The following is a 19,429-nucleotide window of genomic DNA, read 5'->3' on the forward strand; positions in this document are numbered from 1 at the left end:
CAAAAAAAACACAATTGGCTATTTCACATCCTCATCTTAGATTTCTTGGTATCCGCTTCCTACGGTTATATATATATAGACGGAAATTTCCCGAATCATCTATTTATTGGAATTACAGCCTTAGCGATTTTAATGTTTTTAAAGAACACCCGAATGCTAATCATTACATGCTTACTGCTGCTGGTCGTGTATATTATTACGATGGGAAGCATTGATTGGTATTTATTTAAACGAATCGATGAAATTGGCTACTTTATTACCTGTTCGTTCATTATTTTCGCAGGTATTGTGAGCGCTCTAATCAATTTTTATCAACGCGCACGTCGGGATACGATGCAGTTGTATGCGCAATTGATGCAATCCCATGAGCGACTTCAGGACTATGCTCTCAAAACGGAGGAGTGGGCAGCGACTAGGGAAAGAGTGCGAATTGCACGAGAAATTCATGATACGGTAGGTCATAAATTGACGGCATTATTGGTTCAAATGCAAGCGGCTCGCAAGCTAAGCAGGTTGGATCCTTTACGCAGTGAACAAACTTATCTAGCCTGTGAAGATCTAATTAGATCTTCTTTGCAAGAGGTGAGGCTTTCGGTAAGAGCTATTCGCGATGAGCCTGTTACGTCCACCTCCTTAAATGATAGCCTTGAGAAGCTAACGGAGGAGTTTACCAAATTTGCCGAGGTTCAAACCGCTTTTGAAGTAAATGGGATACCTGTCCCACTGCCAGGTGATCTCCAATTAACTGCTTATCGAATTGTACAGGAGTCACTGACGAATGCTCATAAACACGGTCATGCGAAAAATGCGAAAATTTTGTTAGCCTATTCGGAGACCGGTTTCTCTTTGTGCATACGTAATGACGGAGAGGTTCCTGCCCAACTGAAACCGGGGTTTGGTTTAATCAATTTGCAAGAAAGAGTCAGGGAATGGAACGGAGAGGTGCATTTTAGCATGGACCCGCAAGACGGTTTTGCTGTCGAAGTGCAATTCCCTTATTCGTTAACGGAAATGGAGCGTGTAAGTAAGTGAGAATCCTCATAGTAGACGATCAGAGGCTCATGAGAGAGGGACTTGCAACCATCATCGGGTTGGAATCAGGCATGGAAGTCGTTGGAACAGCGGTGGATGGGAGAGATGCCTATACCAAGGCGCTCGAATGGCGACCGGATGTTGTGTTGATGGATATCCGAATGCCTGGCATGGATGGCGTGGAAGGAACGGAATTAATTCTTCGGGCTTTACCAGAGACAAAGGTGCTGATTCTGACCACCTTCGATGACGCGGAGTTAATTTTAAGAGTTTTGGAAAAAGGCGTTCACGGCTATTTGTTGAAGGATATGCCCTCTGAGGCAATCGTAAGTGCGATTCAAACTGTATACAATGGCGGGACTGTACTTCAACCAGATATAACGGCAACGCTTCTTAACGAGTTGAAAAAAATGTCGGAATGGAACCCGGATAATGCTCATCCTTTACATATCAATGAGCCTGCCCAGCTCAGTCAACTGACCGAACGGGAGAAAGAGGTACTAGCTTTATTAGGCCAAGGATTAAATAATAAAGAAATTGCAGGCTTGCTTATTATCACGGAAGGTACAGTGAAAAATCACGTATCGAATGTCATAACTAAGCTAGGATTGCGCGACCGAACACAAGCAGCCGTATTCTCAGTTCGTCATCAAATATAATGAAATGGGCATGACTTTTGGCATAGAGTATGAGATTAATCATGCTTTAGCGATCAAACGTTCTGCCTTTTTCTTTGTGAAGACATGTCTTTCCATAGATTTGCCTACGTTTTGATCTTGCTAAAATCAAAGTGTAAGAAGTCAGGGCAGGATGGCCGTGATTTCGGACAAAACTAAAAAATATGATACGAGGAGTTATTAAAATGAAGAAAATAAAAATCACCTACTAGGCAGGGACGTACAATTCACTTTTTCGGAACTATCAAGGTGATTGTCGTCCCTTTTTCTAATTCAGAATGAATAGCGATTTCACCGCCTATGCTCTTGGCTCTTTCCTCCATACTGAACAGCCCAACACCTTTGGAGCCGCCACTGCGAACAAAACCTTTTCCCCGATCTTCGATGCGCACTTCAACAAATGAGTCTTTATCATGAACGAACACGCTAGCTTCTGATACATCGGCATATTTGGCTACGTTGGTAAGAGCCTCCTGTATGACGCGGTATATGGTCGTTTCATCCAAAGCTCCCAATCGCTTACGCAAATTGCTTTCAAGTAAGACTCGTATGCCGTAATGCCCCGTATAATTTTCTATATAAGTTCGAATGGCCGGCACTACACCTAAATCATCCAGAACAGAAGGACGGATTTCCCACGCCAAATTGCGTACTTCCTCAATGATTCCGGAAACAACCTGCCGAAGCCCGGCTATTTCGGACTGTTCACTTTCCCCGATCACTCTATCCATCTGAATCAACAGTGAGAACAGACTCTGTCCGATGCCATCATGCAGCTCACGCGAAAATTTCCTTCGTTCTTCCTCCTGAATTTGCATGACCTGCGACATCATAAGCTGCAGCTCTTCTTCGACACGCTTTAATTGCGTCACTTCGTTACGAATCGCAAGATACTGGTAGGGTTGCCCTTGCTCATTCACGAATGGCACAATCGTCGTATCTACCCAGTAGAATCCGCCACTTTTCGCTTTATTTTTGATCTCTCCGCGCCACACCTTGCCAGAGGTGATCGTTTGCCACAAGAGGGTCATGAATTCCTTCCGATGATAACCTGAGTTAATAATTCGGTGGTCTTGACCGAGAAGTTCAGCACGTGAATATTGGGAGATTTCGCAAAATTTATCGTTCACGTATTGAATTCTCCCTTTATGATCCGTGACGGCAACAATGGACGATTCATCTAGGGCAAACTTGATATTGGACAGTTGTTTGAGAGACTGTTTCAGGTCTGTTTGATACAAAGAGTCCGTAATATAATCATCCATGCGGGCTATAAGCTCAGTTACATTTTCACCAATCACTTCTGGATACTCCCTGTTTACATCCTTACTCAAAATTCAACAATCCTTTCTTCACCGCAAATTTGACCAACTCGGGTCTCGTTTTGAGCCCTAGCTTCTCCATCACATTGCTTTTATGCGATTCTACCGTTTTTACGCTAATAATCAATTGTTCAGCTATCTCTTTATTGGAAAATCCTTTGGCAATCAGAGACAGAACTTCCTTCTCACGTTCCGAAAGGGATTCGTAAGGACCTATATTTTCTCCATGCTTCAAGCGTTCTATATATTCACTCATCAGCCGTTTAGTAGCCGTAGGATACAGATAGGCGTTTCCTGATGCTACGGAGCGAATGGCTGATAACAGCTCCTCATGCGGAGCGCTTTTCAATATATACCCTGAGGCGCCGGCGTGAATAGCCCTAAACAGGTACTCGTCATCGTCATGCATGGTCAGAACCAGCACCGCCAAATCCGGCATCAGACGCTTCAATTCTGTTGTCGCTGTAAGTCCATCCATGCCATGGGGCATGTTTAAATCCATTAATACGACATCCGGCTTAAGCAATTGGGCTGCTTGAATACCTTCTTTTCCGTCGGCAGCCTCTCCGATAACTTCCATGCTGTTCTTTCCATTCAACAGGCTCATTAATCCGGACCTGACTACGGCATGATCATCAACCACCAGAATTTTAAGCATACCCATCCTCCAATAAATCGGCTAGAACTACCTATCATCACTCATATTATATTAATAATAACAAATAAAATGAATTCCGGTAATGGAACTCATTTTACTATTTCCCCTGTATTCCCCTTCAGATACCAAGCCAGTGTAGGGAGACCTTCCTGAACGACAAGGAGCTCGGCCTGAGCATATCTGGGCTGTGTTCTTTTTCCGATGAACAGCAAGCCTTTTATCAAGAGTTTATCGGAATCCGTCAAAATTGGAAATACAGCTGCTGACTGCAGCTGCTCGGCAAGTAGGACAGGACAAGTACGTCGCACTTGATCAGAGTCAGGATGCGAGTCATCAAGCTTCACCCATCGGCCGAGACGCAGGACGGAACCTGCTAATCCTTGACCCGATTTAATCACCATTTGCTGATAGCGTTCATTCCTGCTGCCTGAAGCATATTTCCAACGTATCCGCTGGGCATTGTCATTCAATGGCGCCAGCGCGATAAAATCACTTGACGTTAGGCTTCGCAAACGCTCCAACTCTTCTATGATGGTTGCATCCCCATGAGCCATATAGGCCACCTCCATTTCCTCTATGCACCAGAGCCGATTTATTTTAATTAACATTGTAGACGTTTTCACTCATCTTGTATGTCAGGGAAAACCCTGATTTCACTATCAGGAGATTGCGCGAAATCACATGCAAATTACCTCAGAAGTCATCAGGAAAGTTAGGGATGAACTTGTGATTTATCTCACACCAAATAGGGAGTTTCCCCTCCAAAGATCAGCAGAACTCCCGATAAACAAAACCGTCTGAACCCGTTAAGATAGAGATAACAAAGAAACGTTGAGGAGCTGGTACAGATGGCGGTTAACGGTATTCTAGCCTTTTTTTCCGAAGAGAATTTCCATAAATTACAAAGCATAATGTATGTGAAGCATGCAAAAAAAGGTGATTATCTGTTTTGGGAAGGTGATGTCGCGGATAAATTGTACTACGTAATGAAAGGCGGAGTGCGCATCACCAAGCTGTCGGAAACGGGTAAAAGCTTTATCCTATCTCTGCATCAGACTGGTGATTTGTTCGGTCAGATCGATCCCTTTCAGAACTCTGTACAAAGCTATAGTGCAGAAGTAACAGAAGATTGTGAGATTGGGGTCATTCAACGAAAAGACCTCGAAGTATTACTTTGGCAGCATGGGGACTTGGCCATCGAGTTTATGAAATGGATGGGGCTTATGCACCGCATGACCGAAACGAAGTTCCGCGATTTAATGATGTACGGAAAACCTGGCGCACTCTGTTCGTTACTTATCAGACTCAGTAATTCGTATGGCGTTCCAAACGGTGAGCATACGCTGATCAATTACAAGATCAATCATACTGAAATGGCCGATATGATTGGAGCTACTCGGGAAAGCGTCAATCGGATGTTGAGTGATATGAAAAAGGAAGATGCTCTTGAGATTCAAAATGGCCAAATTGTGATTAAGGATTTAACCTATCTCCGCGATGTATGCCACTGCGAAAACTGCCCCAAAGAGATTTGCCGCATGTAGCATCCCGATAGATAGGGTCCAATTACTAGGAAAAGAATGATTCAAGGTCCGTTAGTACTTTCTCCGTTAAAGGAATTACGAGCTGTTCTTCCATCGTAAAGTGATCGTTTAAGATTAAGCAGGCCTGTATGAGATGCGCCGCAGCCTCAATCAGCTGTTTTTTGATGACAATTGGCGTTAAATCGATGATGGTGTCATTGAAGGTTTGGATAAATGAAATCGCCAGCTGGTGATCCTTTTCCAATACCCAAAAGGAGGGCGTTATCGATGGAGCCGATTGTCGGTGAAAATAATCAAGCAGAAATGGAAACAACTCCTGGCCCTCCCACTCCGCGTGGCGCTCCAGTGCCTCCACAAAATCAGCAGTTTGCTGCCTTAGTTGCTGCAAGACCTGAACTCCCTCAGCAGGATTATCCAGCAAGCTCACTTCCTTAGCGCTATGTTCGAGAGCCTTCAGCTGCTGTCTTAATTGGTTATGCTCTTCCTTCAGACGATCCGTGGCAAAATCAAGTTCATCTGGGTTGGAAGAGGCTATTCCCAACATGCAGGTTATTGAAAGTCGTGCCATTTTCATCCCTCCAACATACGTCGTTTGCTTCTATTTCTAGTATAAATTCTTTGCTGATTATCGCTGTGAGAAACATCACATCTACGTTTTCAAGATTCTGCTATATTTTTGGAAAGTGCTTATTGGAAGAAATCATCACAGAAAAAGGCAGAATGGGGACTGACGAAGATGAAAAAATTTAAATTGAGTATAGTCAAGAAAATGGTACTTGGCATCACGTTAGTATCCACCGTAACCTATGGGACAAGTGCCTTTTTTATTTTCACCCTGCAAGGTTTATTTAAAGATTACATGCCGGATTGGCTGTTCATCTGGATCACCCTTTCTTTGGGTATTTTCTGGACAGGCTTTCTAGGATGGATTGCGGCAAAATGGTTCATTAAACCCCTACTGCAGCTTACAGACGCAGCTAACGAAGCCTCAGCAGGAAATTTGCAAATTATGATTACTCCAAGTAAATCGGATGATGAATTAAGAGCACTCAGCCTTTCTTTCTCGATGATGATCGGAAATTTAAGAGAAATCATTGATGGAATTTCAGTCAACTTCCAAGGAACCGATATGCATGTGGATGAATTGAGATCAGCTATTGGACATGCTGCAGCTCATGTGGAACTGATAACAACGACGATTGAAGACATATCCCATGGAGCTGAACAGCAATCGAAATCCTCGGAAGCCATGTTCATGTCCGTCGAACAAATCATGAGAACCACCGATGACATCAATAAAGAAGCCCATGATGCTCGGCATTTAACGACGCAAATGATTATTACCATTAAGGATAGTGCAAGAGTGATTCAGTCTTTAGTTAATGGGATGCAAAGCCTTGCGACTTCTAATCAAGAATCCATACATACCGTTCGACGTCTGGAAAGCAATGCGAAGCAAATCAGCGATATTTCGAGCGTTGTGGGTGAATTCGCCAATCAAACCCATTTATTAGCATTGAATGCTTCCATTGAGGCTGCGAGAGCGGGCGAACACGGTAAAGGCTTTGCGGTGGTGGCGGGTGAAGTGAAGAAACTCGCCGAGCAAAGTTCGCAAGCCGTTCATGACATTAATCAGCTTATTGATCAAATTCAGTCCGAGGTCAAGAATGTCGTCTCCAAAATTACAGAGCAATTCGAAATGGTTAATAAAGAAGCCGCGAATGGGGAGACAACCGCTTCAGCGCTTCAAAGTATTGTTGGTGAAGCTAATCAGGTCGATCAGCTCGTGGATCATATTGCATCCATGGTCTCAAGCCAATCGGATCAAGTCCAACTCACCTTAAATGAAGCTCGAGATGTCACTGATATTGCCTCCAAAATATCGTTGGGCGCGAAGGGCGTATTCGCTTCAACACAGGAACAGACGGCTGTGATGGAGCAAATCGCTGCCTCCTCCGATGTATTGAGAGATCAATCCGCCAGTTTAAAGAAACAAATTGAAATCTTTAAAGTGAGATAAATCGGCCTCTGTCCTTGGATGAAAATAGCCTTCCTACATGCACTGCCCAAGCATGTAGGAAGGCTTTTATCTTACTCTGGTTCAATCTTGGTCGGCTATGAAAAAAGATTCGATCCCTTCGGGAGACAGCGGTCGGCTTAACCAATATCCTTGTATAGAATCACAATGGAGATCCTTGAGAAAAGCCAACTGATCTTCCGTTTCCACGCCCTCGGCAATCACTCGGAGCCCCAAACCGTGGGCCATATCAATCACGGCCTTGGCAATCGAGGCGTTCCCTCGATCCATTTCAATGCCCTGAACGAAGCATTTATCAATTTTCAAAATATCAATGGGATACTTTTTCAAATAGCTTAAAGCCGAATGTCCCTTGCCAAAATCATCAATGGCTAACTCCAACCCGATCTCTTTAAAATCATGCAGAACCGTCAGTACCGACTCAATTTGGTGTATGCTGATGCTTTCCGTAATTTCGAAGCATAGATAACTCGGATCTAGCTCCGTTTCCTCCAATATCTGCTTGACCGTTTCAATCAAATTCTTATTCTTGAACTGTCGGGGCGACAGATTGATAGCACATTTCAATGGAGGATAGCCTGCCGATTGCCAGGCCTTGTTCTGCTCACAAACATTTCGCAGCACCCATTCTCCTATTTCGACAATTTGACCATTTTCCTCTACGATCTGGATAAATTCGTTCGGTGACACCATTCCCATCTCGGGGTGCTGCCAGCGAAGCAAGGCTTCTATGCCGTTGATCCGGCCCGTTCGAATGTCCATTTGCGGCTGGTATACAATTCTTAATTGATCTTTTTCCAATGCCTTTCGTAACCCGTTTTCCAGTTTCATTTTCCGGTAGAAGGTTGCGTTCATATTTGAAGTGTACAACTGATAATTGTTGGACTGTTCCTTGGCTCGATACATGGCCGAATCGGCTTGTTTGATTAAGGTTTCGCTATCTTCACCATTCAAGGGATACATGCTGATTCCAATGCTTGCCGTTATAAACAGCTCCTGTTCGGCTATCAAGAAAGGAAGGGCTAGCTCCTCCAGTATTTTCTGCGCTACAAGCAATGCATCTTTGGTTTCATCAATGTGGGGTAGAATAACCGTAAATTCATCCCCGCCCAATCGTGATACCGTATCGCTGGTTCGAACGCAGCTTTCCAGCCGTTTGCTTGCATTCTGCAGCAGTTGATCTCCAACTGCATGTCCCAATGTATCGTTAATCAGCTTAAAATGGTCGAGATCAATAAACATCAGGGAAGCAGAGTGGCGTTGACGATTGGCCTGCACAATCGCATGACTCAGTCGGTCATGAAATAGAAATCGATTCGGGAGCCCGGTCAATACATCATAATGAGCCAAATATTTTAAATTCTCTTCCGCTAGCTTACGCTCTGTAATATCCGTGAAAACCCCGACATAATTGGAGATTCTACCATTTTCATTTCTAACGGTATTAATCGTCAGCCATTCCGGGTAGATTTCCCCATTCTTTCGCTTATTCCAGACTTCGCCCTGCCAGCTGCCAGCTTCATGAATCGATGCCCACATTTGAATATAAAATTCGGCATCCTGCACCCCGGAATGTAACATGCGCGGAGTTCGACCTAAAGCCTCAGCATCCGTATAGCCAGTTGTTTCGGAAAACGCCGGATTGACCGATAAAATCGTTCCTTTTGTATCCGTAATCATAATCCCTTCACTCGCGGTTTCGAATACCCTGGCATGCAGCTGCAATTTTTTCTCAGACTTCTTGCGCTCCGTTATGTCCATGAAAATGCCTACATAATTGGATATTTTACCTTGCTTATCCCTCACAGCACTGATCGTCAGCCATTCGAGATACAGCTCCCCATTCTTCTTTCGGTTCCATATCTCACCCTTCCAACCACCCGTTTCATGAATCGTTGCCCACATATGAATATAGAACTCAGGTTTCTGTTTGCCGGAATACAAAATACGTGGCGTTTGACCCACCACTTCCTCCTCCGTATAGCCGGTTGTGGTTGTAAACGCTGGATTAACCGATAGGATAACGCCTCCAGAATCTGTAATCATGATGGATTCCATAACCTTTTTAAATACACGTGCATAAAGCCGCAGCTTATCTTTCATGTACGATTATCACCTCTAGGTCAGCGACTTCTTTCACGTGAATATGACAAAATTAGGGTTGGATCTCAAAAACGTTCGTTAAGCGAGTCAGTTCGAACAGAACTTTGACATCCCCCTGTAGACCCTGAATGACCACCCCGCCGCCATTTAGCTGGGCTCTCTTCTGAAGCGCAACCAGTACGCCAAGTCCGGAACTATCGATATAGTCCACTTTCCAGCCTCACTTCATTGTAAAAAAGCACCAGCTTTTATTCACATAAAGTCCGGTGCATCTTTCCTTTTACCAAGTGATAAACCCTTTGGAACCGACGCCTGGATGCATTATCATATCCATTAACGGTACCGTATAAGCAATCAATATCAACGCCACCGATAAGCTGATCCACACACTCCAACGATCCAAGTAGGCCGGAGTCGCTTCTGCTTGCTCCATCGCTTCGCCGATTGGATACTCTGTCACACCCTTTGGCGCCCGAAGCAGGGCGAAGACATTGTACACCATCAACAACACGCCAATGAATAGTACCGTGCCGCCAATAGCCATGAATACATAATAGGGCATCCAACTTGCTGCATCCGCATTTCCCTCATAAGTCGTGAATGCCGTTCTCCGCGGTGCACCGAATAGTCCGACGAGATGCATCGCACCTGACATAAAGAACATGCCCACACACCAAATGATCGTTTGAATAATCCCAAGCTTGTTCATGCGCTTAGTCAGCACACGGCCCGTTACGGCCGGAAGCAGCCAGTACGTAATTCCGAAGAACGTGAGCGCTACACTCGTCGCAACCGTCAAGTGAAAATGCCCCGTAACCCATAACGTATTGTGAACCACTGCGTTCATTTGATTACTGGCATTGATTAATCCACCTGCGCCAGCTGGAATAAAGATCAACATACCCAGGAATGGAGCGAAGAATCGTACATCTTTCCATGGCATGACTTTTATCCAACCGAACAGCCCTTTGGCACCCTTGGCACGACCATTTATCTCAAAAGTTGCAAATAACGAGAATGCGGTCATCAGTGATGGAACGACCACCATGAAGGTCAAGACAACCTGCAAGTACTTCCAGAATGAGCTAATGCCAGGCTCCATCAATTGATGATGAAAGCCAACCGGAATCGAAAATAGCAGAAGCAGGATAAATGACAATCTGGCGAGCGCGTCGCTGTAGATTTTGCCTCCGATAATTTTCGGAATAATCACATACCAGCACATATACGCAGGCATCAACCAGAAATACACGAGCGGATGGCCGAAGTACCAGAACAGGGTACGGCTGAGCATCACATTAATCGTTTCCACCCATCCGAAAGACCATGGAATGAGCTGAATCAGCACCTCGGCAGCAACCCCGATGGTAGCAATTTGCCACATAAGGAACGTGATGACTGCCATAAAAGCAAACAAAGGAGAGATCTTGCCTTGATGCGTCTTTTTCCAATACTTCAATTGATAGAAGATGCCCCACCCGCTAATCCAACTTCCTACCACCAACAGGGCTAATCCAATGTAAAAGTAAGGAGAAGCTTTCATGGGCGCGTAGAACGTATACAGCACGCTCGCTTTTCCTGTCAAAACCATCGCTACCCCGAGCGCTGTTCCCACCGTCATTAAAGCAAATCCAAGCCATCCCATTCGGTTAACGATCGGAAGCAGCTTTCCGCCTAACGTGTATGAAATGCCAGAGTATAGAAAGCCTATAATAAAATAGGTCGTAAACACGATCGCCATCAAAACGCCATGCGCAGTCAGAAGTTCATAATAACCGATGCCGTATGGCAGCTTAACCGTCCCGCTCTTTACTAACGTTTGCAGCAGTCCCGCAATCCCTCCGATGAGTAGTGCAATGAAAGCCACGATGATGTGTGCAACGACCAGCTTCCCGTCTTTGAGATCGAACTTATTTTCAAACCATTCCAATTGCCCTTTCTTCATGCAGACTTCCACCCTTCTGTGCTTCTTCCCGTCATTTCACGATAATCGTAGTTTTCATATATTCATGCGCTCCACCGCAATATTCGTTGCACAAGATAAGGTACTCGCCAGGTTTAGTAAACGTATGCGTAACTTGGCTGATTTCGCCTGGAACAATCATCATATTTACGTTCGTTCCTGGAATTTCGAAGCCGTGAACGACATCCTGGCTCGTTACTACAAACTTAATCGTTGCACCAACAGGAACTTCCATCTTGTCTGGGGCATATCCGAATGTAAAAGCGGTCATCACTGCTTCGTATTCTTTTTCTCCGGTCTTATACAATCCTAGTTTGTCAAAAGGAGCTGTCTCTGTTACTTTCGCAGGATCAATCCGATGATGATGCTCACTTGGCGGTTTTACCCCCATGGCAAACGCGGAAACACCCAATACGCCAAGGAACACGATCAGCATGCTGATGCCAATTGCTAGCCAAATTTTCTCAAGTTTATGAATATGCATGGCTTAAACCACCCTTTTCTAATCGTGAAATGAACTACTGTCTGTACAGAAATAATAGAAATACAGCTACCCAGGTTATGGCCAGAAAAGCTCCAAGCAGCATGACCGAGGCAAATGTGCCTTTCAATACTGGTTCTTGATCTGCCTTGTTTATTCTCATTTGTTCGGGCTGCTCATTGCTTAATTTTCTAATACTCATATCAGACCCACCTCCAACTTAAAATCTAGCTATCCTCATTCTAGGAGCATTCTCCCGGGGCCACTATGATTTATGTCACATTCCGTATCTAAGAAAGGATACAATTCCTTACATCCCCGTCTTCACGGCGTGTTGGAAAGCTAGATAATCGTCCATGGTCTTGATACTCGCGATGAATTTCAAATCGACGCCATTCATCTGCAAATAGTCATCCCCTAACTCACTCCAGAAAATATGTTCCAGTAAAGCAGAAAACCGAGTTTCACCTTTATTGAGCAGTGGAAGAATCTTTGTCTTGCATTCTCGATCATAAATCCCATGCAGGGGAACTAATTTACCTGATACAAAAGGAATTACAGCCTCAATACCTTCCCGCTTTCTGTTCCACAAAAGTTCGGCAGCTTTGTACGAAATAAAAGGCATATCACATCCAACAACCCATACAGATGAATGCTTAGCTAGCGACAATCCCGCATGCATGCCCCCAAGCGGTCCATTGCCGGTGTGAAAATCCGTAATGATCCGTACCGAACGGTCCAAGATAGGAAGATACGACTTAGGATCGTTGGTTACAACAATGATTTCATCACACAATATCTTCATCCGATCCACTTGGCGAACAATGAGTGGCTGTCCACCAAAAGGAAGTAATGCTTTCAGTTCCCCATTCATTCGACGGTTCGCTCCACCAGCCAAAATGACGCCCGTAAGCATCACCATCACACTCCCTCTATCCCGTTTTGTAGTGAGAAAAAAACACCTACTCTTCTTCAGCGGACTGAGTCAAAGAGTAGGTTCTTTTCGCATATATGAACATCCTTTGTAAATTACCCGCTCCAATGTTCTCATTTATTTATATTTTGGCTTCAAATGAAGTCTATCGACTAGTTTATCAAACCATTTGTGAAGATACGGAAGGATCAGATGGTCAACGCCGAACTTGCCTGCGTTAGCGCCTGCGGCGATGATAAAGAATCCAAGAAGTACTAACCATGGATTGCTGCTAACCGTTCCAGCGAACATATACATAAAGTTCATTAATAATCCAAAGAATATGGCTGTAGTCGTCAGTGCGCCAAGAATCAGACCCAAACCAACTAACAATTCCCCCCAAGGAACTATCGTATTGAAGATGCCCACATTGGGGAGGGCAAAGCTTTTCAAGAAAGCAACGTAATTCGCGTAAACCATATCCGTAGTTCCCGATTCAAGGACTGGTTTCGCAATTGCGCCTTTCAGATAACCCGTTGCGTCAAATGGCTTTGCTCCGGCGATTTTATGCCATCCCGCTGTCATCCACTCCCAACCAACATACAAACGAATAATCGTCAACATCATGGCCGCGTAACGATTTCCCCTTAACCACTTCATCATTTGAACCATCTCCTTTTTTTCTTTTCTGGCTTCATTATATTTCAAAAAAACATTCCGGTATGTGAAATAGATCACACCTCACGGACATTGACAAAAGCAATAAGATTCTACATCTTAATAGATACGGAGATAATATTTTAAAGGACTTATAGGGGCTTGCTGAGGGGAGTAGCGATTTATGGCACGCAAACGTTATAGCAATGCGGATCCAGCCGCGAAGGTGAAAACATGGAAGGAAATTCGCCGATGGCAGCAAGAACGAAAGGGGAAAGTTAAAGATCTCAGCTTACGCATAGGCCAAGCAGAACATAAGCAGCAAGAGCTGCTTATGAATAACCACAGCGAAACAACGATCACTTGGATAGGACATTCGACTTTCCTGTTGCAGATGGCGGGCTTGACGATCGTTACGGACCCGGTTTGGGCGAACCGGATGGGCTTTGCACGCAGACTAGAGGCGCCAGGACTTACACTTGATGAAATACCTCCGGTTGATATCGTCTTGCTCTCTCATTCGCATTATGATCACCTGCACGTCGGATCATTGCGCAAGCTGAAAGGCTCGCCTGTCGCACTAGTGCCTGAAGGACTTGGCTTGAAGATGAGGCGGCTAGGAATGAGTACGGTCCACGAGCTGCCCTGGTGGGGGAAGACGACGGTCGGGCCGCTGGAGTTTCATTTCGTTCCAGCGCAGCATTGGACTCGGCGAACGCTGACGGATACGAACAAGTCGCTTTGGGGAGGCTGGGTGATCAATCGATCAGCAGAGTTATTAGTGGATGGCGAGGAAAACAACGATGCGATTTATTTTGCCGGCGACAGCGGATATTTCCAGGGCTTCCGCGACATCGGAGCGAGATTTCCAGGTATTCGCTATGCGCTTATGCCAATCGGCGCTTACGAGCCGGAGTGGTTTATGGGGATGCAGCACGTTACACCGGAGGAGGCGATTCAGGCGTTCCTCGATGTTGGAGCCGCGACGTTCATCCCGATGCATTATGGCGCTTTCCGGCTAGCCGATGATACGCCGCAGGAAGCACTTGACCGGTTGTTGGCCGATTGGCAGCGAAGGGAGCTCGACTCAAGTCGTCTTCAGCTATTGAAACACGGGGAAACACTGGTGGACCAAGGATAAACGACTCCGTCGTCCTTCTGGGACGAGCACGTTTGTCAAGGTAGATGCGCAGCAAAAGTATAAAACTTATACTTTCTTATCTACTGACATAGCAATAAAGCTGCCTTGGACTAAGCCAATGGCAGCTTTTGCTTTCTGATCCTTCATTCAATAGCACCGGTATGTCTCAATGTGAAATTTACGCTAACGTTGATTTTTGCTTCTCTGAACATGGGGTGCCACTTTGCTTTGGTTAGCTTTGAGTCTCTTATTTTACTCCGATAAACCTCACCGAACCCGACAGTATCAGATTCATTCGATTGCAAACTCGCGATGAATGTTTCTATTTCCTCCTTCAGTTTTTTTCCAATTTCTTTCTCTAATGCGGATACAGCCCCGGGCTTATCTAAGGAATAAGGAGCCGAAATTTCTTGAAGATCCCCGTGTATCGACACCGACACTATAAATTCTGGTACTTTCGTGTCAAGAAGCTTAATTTTACTGCTGCTTTTCGCAGTGGCGAACACAATTTTAACTTCTTTATCTGGATGCTTCATGTACTTCGCTAAAGGTTCGGTGTCTGCTACGAGTTCGAAGTTTCCCTCCTTCTTCGTATTGAGTAGTACTTTAAGCAGAAATCCTTGCCGCGGCGAAGCTTCATGAACCATACGGTCATCATGAAACAAAGCTAGTCCTTTGATATAAACTTCATTGCCCTTTCGTTTCAGTAATGGAATCACTGGATCTTTGCCTTCACTGTAATAATCACGAAGAAAATCTTGGAGTGTTGGAGAAGGAAGTTCTTCTCTCTCCGAATTTTGTCTTAAGTTTTCATAGAGATACATGCCAATATTCGATATTTCCCGATAGCGATGCGTTAAAATGTGTGAAGCTTCTCCATCACTTACGCAAAGGTAGATCATATCTCCGAGCGCTGGGTCACGGGACAAGGTATCAACTAGATCGATGATCCCTTTGGAGGCAAGCTTTTTGCCGTACATGACGACCCGCACTTGTCCTCCAACCAAATATTTGCTAAGCTCTCGATTCGAAGAAATGCGCGAACCTTTACTGGTATATGCCGTACTGGCTACGACCTGCGTCTTTTCTCTGGCGCTCGGATCGATTTTTTGCAAGACCGATGTTGTAAGTATGCGTTCTTTCTCAAGAGAGTCGTATCCGATAATAATGCCAAGCGCCAAATTCTCTAATATGAATGGTTTGACACATCCCGAGAACAAAACGACTGTGCCGAGCAATAGAGATAGACATAGCGGTCTTCTCACGCATTTCACTCCCCGAGAGTAATCCTAGCGTTGAACGGTTCTTTTTTTATATGCATGTACAGATTTCACCAACAGAAAAAGAAGGGGTGGATAAAGAAAGATCACATAGGTAGACACGGAGTTCAAGATAGAGTTCATCTTATATATTTGTCCATGTTTTTGGAACAAAAAGGAGCATGCGAAAAGGATGACACAGAATACGGCTAACGTCCGCTTTTGATTTAGCTGAAAAACACGCTTCATTCCACGTAGGATGACCCATGTAAATAACATTAAATTGCATACTAGGATAAGCATCCAGATCGGAATCGCAATGTATTCGAATCGTTCCAGAAACGGAAATCGGATGATTTTCAAAAAACTAAAAGTGGCCCAAATCGTTTTTGGCATCTGATTTTGACTATAATAAACGATAGAAATGACCATGATGAACAAATAAAACAGGTTGCTAAGAAGAACACCTACTTGAGCGTAACGATTAGCGTTTTGTTGATCTCGAATGAACGGATACAGAAAGTAAATAACCTCAAACCCAGCAAGCGTCAGCGGCATTTTACTCGCTCCTTGTAACAACTGGGAAGGCGTGGCTTCCATGACCGGAAGCAAAAAACTCCACTGGGCATGCTTGATCGCCGCATAAAAAAGTAGCGTGGTCATGATCCAACAAACAAAACCAAACATGCACATTCCAATAATCACTCGAATTCCGCCAGTCAGACCATATGCAATTAGCGTAATGAAAAGCAGCATTAGGAGCCATGTTGGGAAATCGGGAAATATCCAGGACTGAACAGTTTCAATATACGTGCGGGAGATCGTCAAGACGTAGAATGCGAAATAGGTCATAAACAAGAGGCTAAGAATCCGCCCTACCCATTTTCCGAATAGTGCATAATGAATACCGAACAAGTCCGCAGAATCATAATGCGCTAGCGTGCGAATCATCAACCAAACGGAAAGATGTGCGGCTAAACCGGACACAATGACCGAAATCCAAGCATCATGACCCGCTGATTTAAAAATGACTCGCTGGAATCCGAGCACGCCCACACCCAATTGGGCTTTACTGATTACAAAAATAAGTAGGAACGCTTGAAACATTAAACCTTTCCTCGGTTTATCCGAAATCTCCATTTTTGTCATCACCCGTCTACTCGTCGATGTCTTTCTTCTGCTTCGCTTTATTCTTATTGAACCTTTGCTTATTCGGCGTGCGTGTAAAGGTAGAACGAGCGGAGAGAAGTGGAAAAGGCAGTCGAATGACCGTATCTACCATGTCCCTCCATCGCGGAGGAAAGATCGGATGCATATACGGATGTCCAAGACTCGTTTGACGTAAGAGATGTATGAGTAATAAACAAATCGTGAAAACAATACCGATCCCACCCCAAATTCCAGCAGCTATAATCATCGGAAAGCGGACAAATCGGATACTAATGCCCATTAAGTATATGGGTGTTGTAAACGAAGACAGAGCAGCCAAGGCGACAATCATAATTAAGATGTTGCTCGTAAATCCGGCCTGAACCGCCGCTTGTCCGATAACAATACCTCCCACGATACCCATCGTTTGCCCAACCTTGGTTGGTAGTCTAGCCCCGGCTTCACGTAGAAGTTCAATCGTAATTTCTAGAAATAACGATTCAAATAAAGGCGGAAACGGCACTTTGGAACGCGACTGGGATAGCGGAACAAGCAGACTAGGAGGAATGATCTCATAATGAAACGTTAATGCTGCAACATACGCAGGGGTCAAAAGGATCGAGATGAAGATGGCCAAGAACCTCAATCCTCTAATGAACATCGCTATATTCCAATGCAGGTAATGATCTTCCGGTGATTTGAAAAAATCAAGGAATGTGCTTGGTCCTACAATTGCAAAATTGCTGCCATTGACAAGCAGAACAACTTTACCCTCCAATAAGCTAAAACTGACACGATCGGGTCGTTCGGTTACGATCATTTGAGGAAAAATAGACATAGAATTGTCTTCAATAAGCTGGACCAGAAGGGTGCTCCCGATGACACCGTCTACTTCCAGTTCCGAAATCCGCTGACGCAGCGTATTGACGGTCTGCTCTTCAGCGACATCTTTCAAGTATAGCAATTGCACCTGAGTTCTCGTTATTTCACCAATTTCAAATGATTCATTACACAGGTTTTCATGAGCAATAATTGCGCGAACGATACCCAGATTCGTTTCCAACGATTCGGTGAACCCGATCTGAGGCCCGATCACATTCGTTTCGATTTCAGCTATGGACGGAGATCGTCTTGGTTGCATAGATGTATTGACCAGTATGGCGTCTGTTTGTCCAACTTTATATACCACTGTCCAACCGCGCAGCAGCAAGATAATGACTTGCTCCATTTCACAAGTAAGGTCGGTCTGGCCAATAGGGATTAATTCAGCAAGTCCCTCCATCGAGAATGGTTCTAGCCGGGTTTGCTGTAGGGAACTGAGCAGTTGATGGTTAACGAGATTAGAGTCAACTAAATTACCGAAATAAATGAGATTAAGGTCATCGTTAGCATGTTTGACGATAAGATCCGAACAATTATGGAGCAGGCTTTTCAATGATTCTTCGAAAAGATCAACGGAATTCGGTAATTCCATACATATCACCTTTAACCATAGTATCCATATTTTCTCCATAGTTATGCATGGGAAACAACGCAAACAGCTAGAGGAAAAAGACATAGACCCTTAAATGGCTAATGGCTTCGCCTTTTAAAAAGGCGAAGCCATAGCTGTTCTAATTTATTCACATAAACTTTCTCTTTTCAACCTTTTATACCGCTAAAGGTAATTCCGCTAATAAACGTTTTCTGGAGAAAAAAGAACAGGATAATAACGGGTAATGTCATCAAGGTGGATACGGCCATTAATAGGCCCCATTCAGAACCTTTTTGACTTTGGAATTGCTGCAATCCGAGTGAGACCGTATAGGTAGGTTCATTGGTTAAATAGAGCAAGGGACCAATGAAATCTGTCCAACTTCCCATAAATTGAAACAGTGCCACAGCTAAAACGGCGGACTTGGCTAACGGGAACATGATTTGTAGATAAATGCGGAACTCACTAGCGCCGTCTATGCGTGCTGCTTCGCGCAGGGCATCGGGCAGCCCAAGAAAAAACTGCCTTAATAAGAAGATGTAAAACGGTACTCCAAAAAATTGGGGAACAATGAGCGGAAGAGCTGTTCCAACCCAACCTAATTTAGTAAACAAAAGAAAAAGGGGAATCATGGTGACTTGACCGGGAATCATCATAACAGCAAGGGTAACGAAGAACAACACGCCGCGACCGCGCCACTCCAACTTGGCAAAACTATATGCGACCAACGGACAGGATATGATCACACCAAGCGTACTAACTATAGTAATAATCGCCGTATTTTTTAAATATGTCCAGAAAGGGATGTACTCTACCGCACGGGAATAGTTACTCCACTGAAATGGATGTGGGATCCACTCTGGGGGAAATGTAAAGATTTGTGTGAGCGGTTTCAAGGACGTTGAGACCAGCCAAATAAACGGGATAATGAAAAAGAATGAAGCAATAATTAGGCATAAATGAGCTAACGTTCGGTTAATTTTTTTAATAGTTAGAGGATTCATTCCTTTATTGCCTC

Annotated in this window: 20 protein-coding genes; 5 read left to right on the forward strand and 15 right to left on the reverse strand. The window is 44.4% G+C overall.

What is annotated here, in order from left to right; translation table 11 throughout:
• The first annotated feature begins 153 nt into the window (after positions 1–153).
• Both AC58UU_RS30275 and AC58UU_RS30280 read left to right on the forward strand, forming a co-directional pair.
• Complete coding sequence (locus tag AC58UU_RS30275) at positions 154–1,032, forward strand: sensor histidine kinase (RefSeq protein ID WP_497321114.1); 879 nt, start codon at positions 154–156, stop codon at positions 1,030–1,032.
• Positions 1,029–1,691 carry a response regulator gene (locus AC58UU_RS30280; RefSeq protein ID WP_497321115.1) on the forward strand — a complete coding sequence of 221 codons (663 nt, stop codon included), beginning with the start codon at positions 1,029–1,031 and terminating at the stop codon, positions 1,689–1,691. Before AC58UU_RS30275 ends, AC58UU_RS30280 begins: the two co-directional genes overlap by 4 nt.
• 245 nt (positions 1,692–1,936) lie before the next feature.
• On the opposite strand, the gene AC58UU_RS30285 is transcribed toward AC58UU_RS30280, so the two are convergent.
• The 3 genes from AC58UU_RS30285 to AC58UU_RS30295 all read right to left on the reverse strand — a co-directional run bounded on the left by AC58UU_RS30285 (position 1,937) and on the right by AC58UU_RS30295 (position 4,243).
• Positions 1,937–3,043: a PAS domain-containing sensor histidine kinase gene (locus AC58UU_RS30285; RefSeq protein WP_497321118.1), complete on the reverse strand. Its 1,107-nt coding sequence runs from the start codon at positions 3,041–3,043 to the stop codon at positions 1,937–1,939.
• Positions 3,036–3,689 carry a response regulator gene (locus AC58UU_RS30290; protein ID WP_497321120.1) on the reverse strand — a complete coding sequence of 218 codons (654 nt, stop codon included), beginning with the start codon at positions 3,687–3,689 and terminating at the stop codon, positions 3,036–3,038. The genes AC58UU_RS30285 and AC58UU_RS30290 overlap by 8 nt, the downstream gene beginning before the upstream one ends.
• Positions 3,690–3,778: 89 nt before the next feature.
• Complete coding sequence (locus AC58UU_RS30295) at positions 3,779–4,243, reverse strand: GAF domain-containing protein (RefSeq protein ID WP_497321121.1); 465 nt, start codon at positions 4,241–4,243, stop codon at positions 3,779–3,781.
• A gap of 294 nt (positions 4,244–4,537) precedes the next feature.
• Between AC58UU_RS30295 and AC58UU_RS30300 the strand changes: the two genes are divergently transcribed.
• Complete coding sequence (locus AC58UU_RS30300) at positions 4,538–5,233, forward strand: Crp/Fnr family transcriptional regulator (protein ID WP_497321123.1); 696 nt, start codon at positions 4,538–4,540, stop codon at positions 5,231–5,233.
• Between the two features lie 25 nt (positions 5,234–5,258).
• Here AC58UU_RS30300 and AC58UU_RS30305 read toward each other — a convergent pair whose 3' ends face one another.
• Positions 5,259–5,801 (reverse strand): hemerythrin domain-containing protein, encoded by a 543-nt coding sequence (locus AC58UU_RS30305; protein ID WP_497321125.1) that lies wholly within the window; start codon positions 5,799–5,801, stop codon positions 5,259–5,261.
• A 168-nt stretch (positions 5,802–5,969) separates the two neighbouring features.
• On the opposite strand from AC58UU_RS30305, the gene AC58UU_RS30310 reads away from it, so the two are divergent.
• Positions 5,970–7,253, forward strand: coding sequence for a methyl-accepting chemotaxis protein (locus AC58UU_RS30310; RefSeq protein WP_497321127.1), 1,284 nt, complete (start codon positions 5,970–5,972; stop codon positions 7,251–7,253).
• An 81-nt stretch (positions 7,254–7,334) separates the two neighbouring features.
• Here AC58UU_RS30310 and AC58UU_RS30315 read toward each other — a convergent pair whose 3' ends face one another.
• From AC58UU_RS30315 to AC58UU_RS30345, 7 genes are all read right to left on the reverse strand, one after another.
• Entirely contained in the window at positions 7,335–9,374 is a 2,040-nt protein-coding gene (locus AC58UU_RS30315; RefSeq protein WP_497321128.1) for a putative bifunctional diguanylate cyclase/phosphodiesterase, read from the reverse strand.
• A 52-nt stretch (positions 9,375–9,426) separates the two neighbouring features.
• On the reverse strand, positions 9,427–9,585 hold the full coding sequence (locus AC58UU_RS30320; protein ID WP_497321129.1) for an STAS domain-containing protein: 159 nt from the start codon (positions 9,583–9,585) through the stop codon (positions 9,427–9,429).
• Positions 9,586–9,654: 69 nt separating this feature from the next.
• On the reverse strand, positions 9,655–11,319 hold the full coding sequence (locus tag AC58UU_RS30325) for a b(o/a)3-type cytochrome-c oxidase subunit 1 (RefSeq protein ID WP_497321130.1): 1,665 nt from the start codon (positions 11,317–11,319) through the stop codon (positions 9,655–9,657).
• A gap of 31 nt (positions 11,320–11,350) precedes the next feature.
• On the reverse strand, positions 11,351–11,821 hold the full coding sequence (locus AC58UU_RS30330) for a cytochrome c oxidase subunit II (protein ID WP_497321131.1): 471 nt from the start codon (positions 11,819–11,821) through the stop codon (positions 11,351–11,353).
• Between the two features lie 34 nt (positions 11,822–11,855).
• Positions 11,856–12,020, reverse strand: coding sequence for a cytochrome c oxidase subunit 2A (locus tag AC58UU_RS30335; protein ID WP_497321132.1), 165 nt, complete (start codon positions 12,018–12,020; stop codon positions 11,856–11,858).
• Positions 12,021–12,128: 108 nt separating this feature from the next.
• On the reverse strand, positions 12,129–12,740 hold the full coding sequence (gene mobA, locus AC58UU_RS30340; RefSeq protein WP_497321134.1) for a molybdenum cofactor guanylyltransferase: 612 nt from the start codon (positions 12,738–12,740) through the stop codon (positions 12,129–12,131).
• A 129-nt stretch (positions 12,741–12,869) separates the two neighbouring features.
• Positions 12,870–13,394: a DoxX family membrane protein gene (locus AC58UU_RS30345; RefSeq protein WP_497321135.1), complete on the reverse strand. Its 525-nt coding sequence runs from the start codon at positions 13,392–13,394 to the stop codon at positions 12,870–12,872.
• 178 nt (positions 13,395–13,572) lie between these two features.
• On the opposite strand from AC58UU_RS30345, the gene AC58UU_RS30350 reads away from it, so the two are divergent.
• On the forward strand, positions 13,573–14,529 hold the full coding sequence (locus AC58UU_RS30350; RefSeq protein ID WP_497321137.1) for an MBL fold metallo-hydrolase: 957 nt from the start codon (positions 13,573–13,575) through the stop codon (positions 14,527–14,529).
• Between the two features lie 143 nt (positions 14,530–14,672).
• Here the strand turns inward: AC58UU_RS30350 and AC58UU_RS30355 are convergent, their stop codons facing one another.
• The 4 genes from AC58UU_RS30355 to AC58UU_RS30370 all read right to left on the reverse strand — a co-directional run bounded on the left by AC58UU_RS30355 (position 14,673) and on the right by AC58UU_RS30370 (position 19,415).
• Positions 14,673–15,794, reverse strand: a complete 1,122-nt coding sequence (locus tag AC58UU_RS30355) for a Ger(x)C family spore germination protein (protein ID WP_497321139.1) — start codon at positions 15,792–15,794, stop codon at positions 14,673–14,675.
• Positions 15,795–15,818: 24 nt separating this feature from the next.
• Positions 15,819–16,937: a GerAB/ArcD/ProY family transporter gene (locus AC58UU_RS30360; RefSeq protein WP_497321140.1), complete on the reverse strand. Its 1,119-nt coding sequence runs from the start codon at positions 16,935–16,937 to the stop codon at positions 15,819–15,821.
• A 7-nt stretch (positions 16,938–16,944) separates the two neighbouring features.
• Positions 16,945–18,411 (reverse strand): spore germination protein, encoded by a 1,467-nt coding sequence (locus tag AC58UU_RS30365; RefSeq protein ID WP_497321141.1) that lies wholly within the window; start codon positions 18,409–18,411, stop codon positions 16,945–16,947.
• A 167-nt stretch (positions 18,412–18,578) separates the two neighbouring features.
• Positions 18,579–19,415, reverse strand: a complete 837-nt coding sequence (locus tag AC58UU_RS30370; protein ID WP_497321143.1) for a carbohydrate ABC transporter permease — start codon at positions 19,413–19,415, stop codon at positions 18,579–18,581.
• Positions 19,416–19,429 lie beyond the last annotated feature (14 nt).

This window comes from Paenibacillus sp. JT22N1, assembly GCF_059692155.1.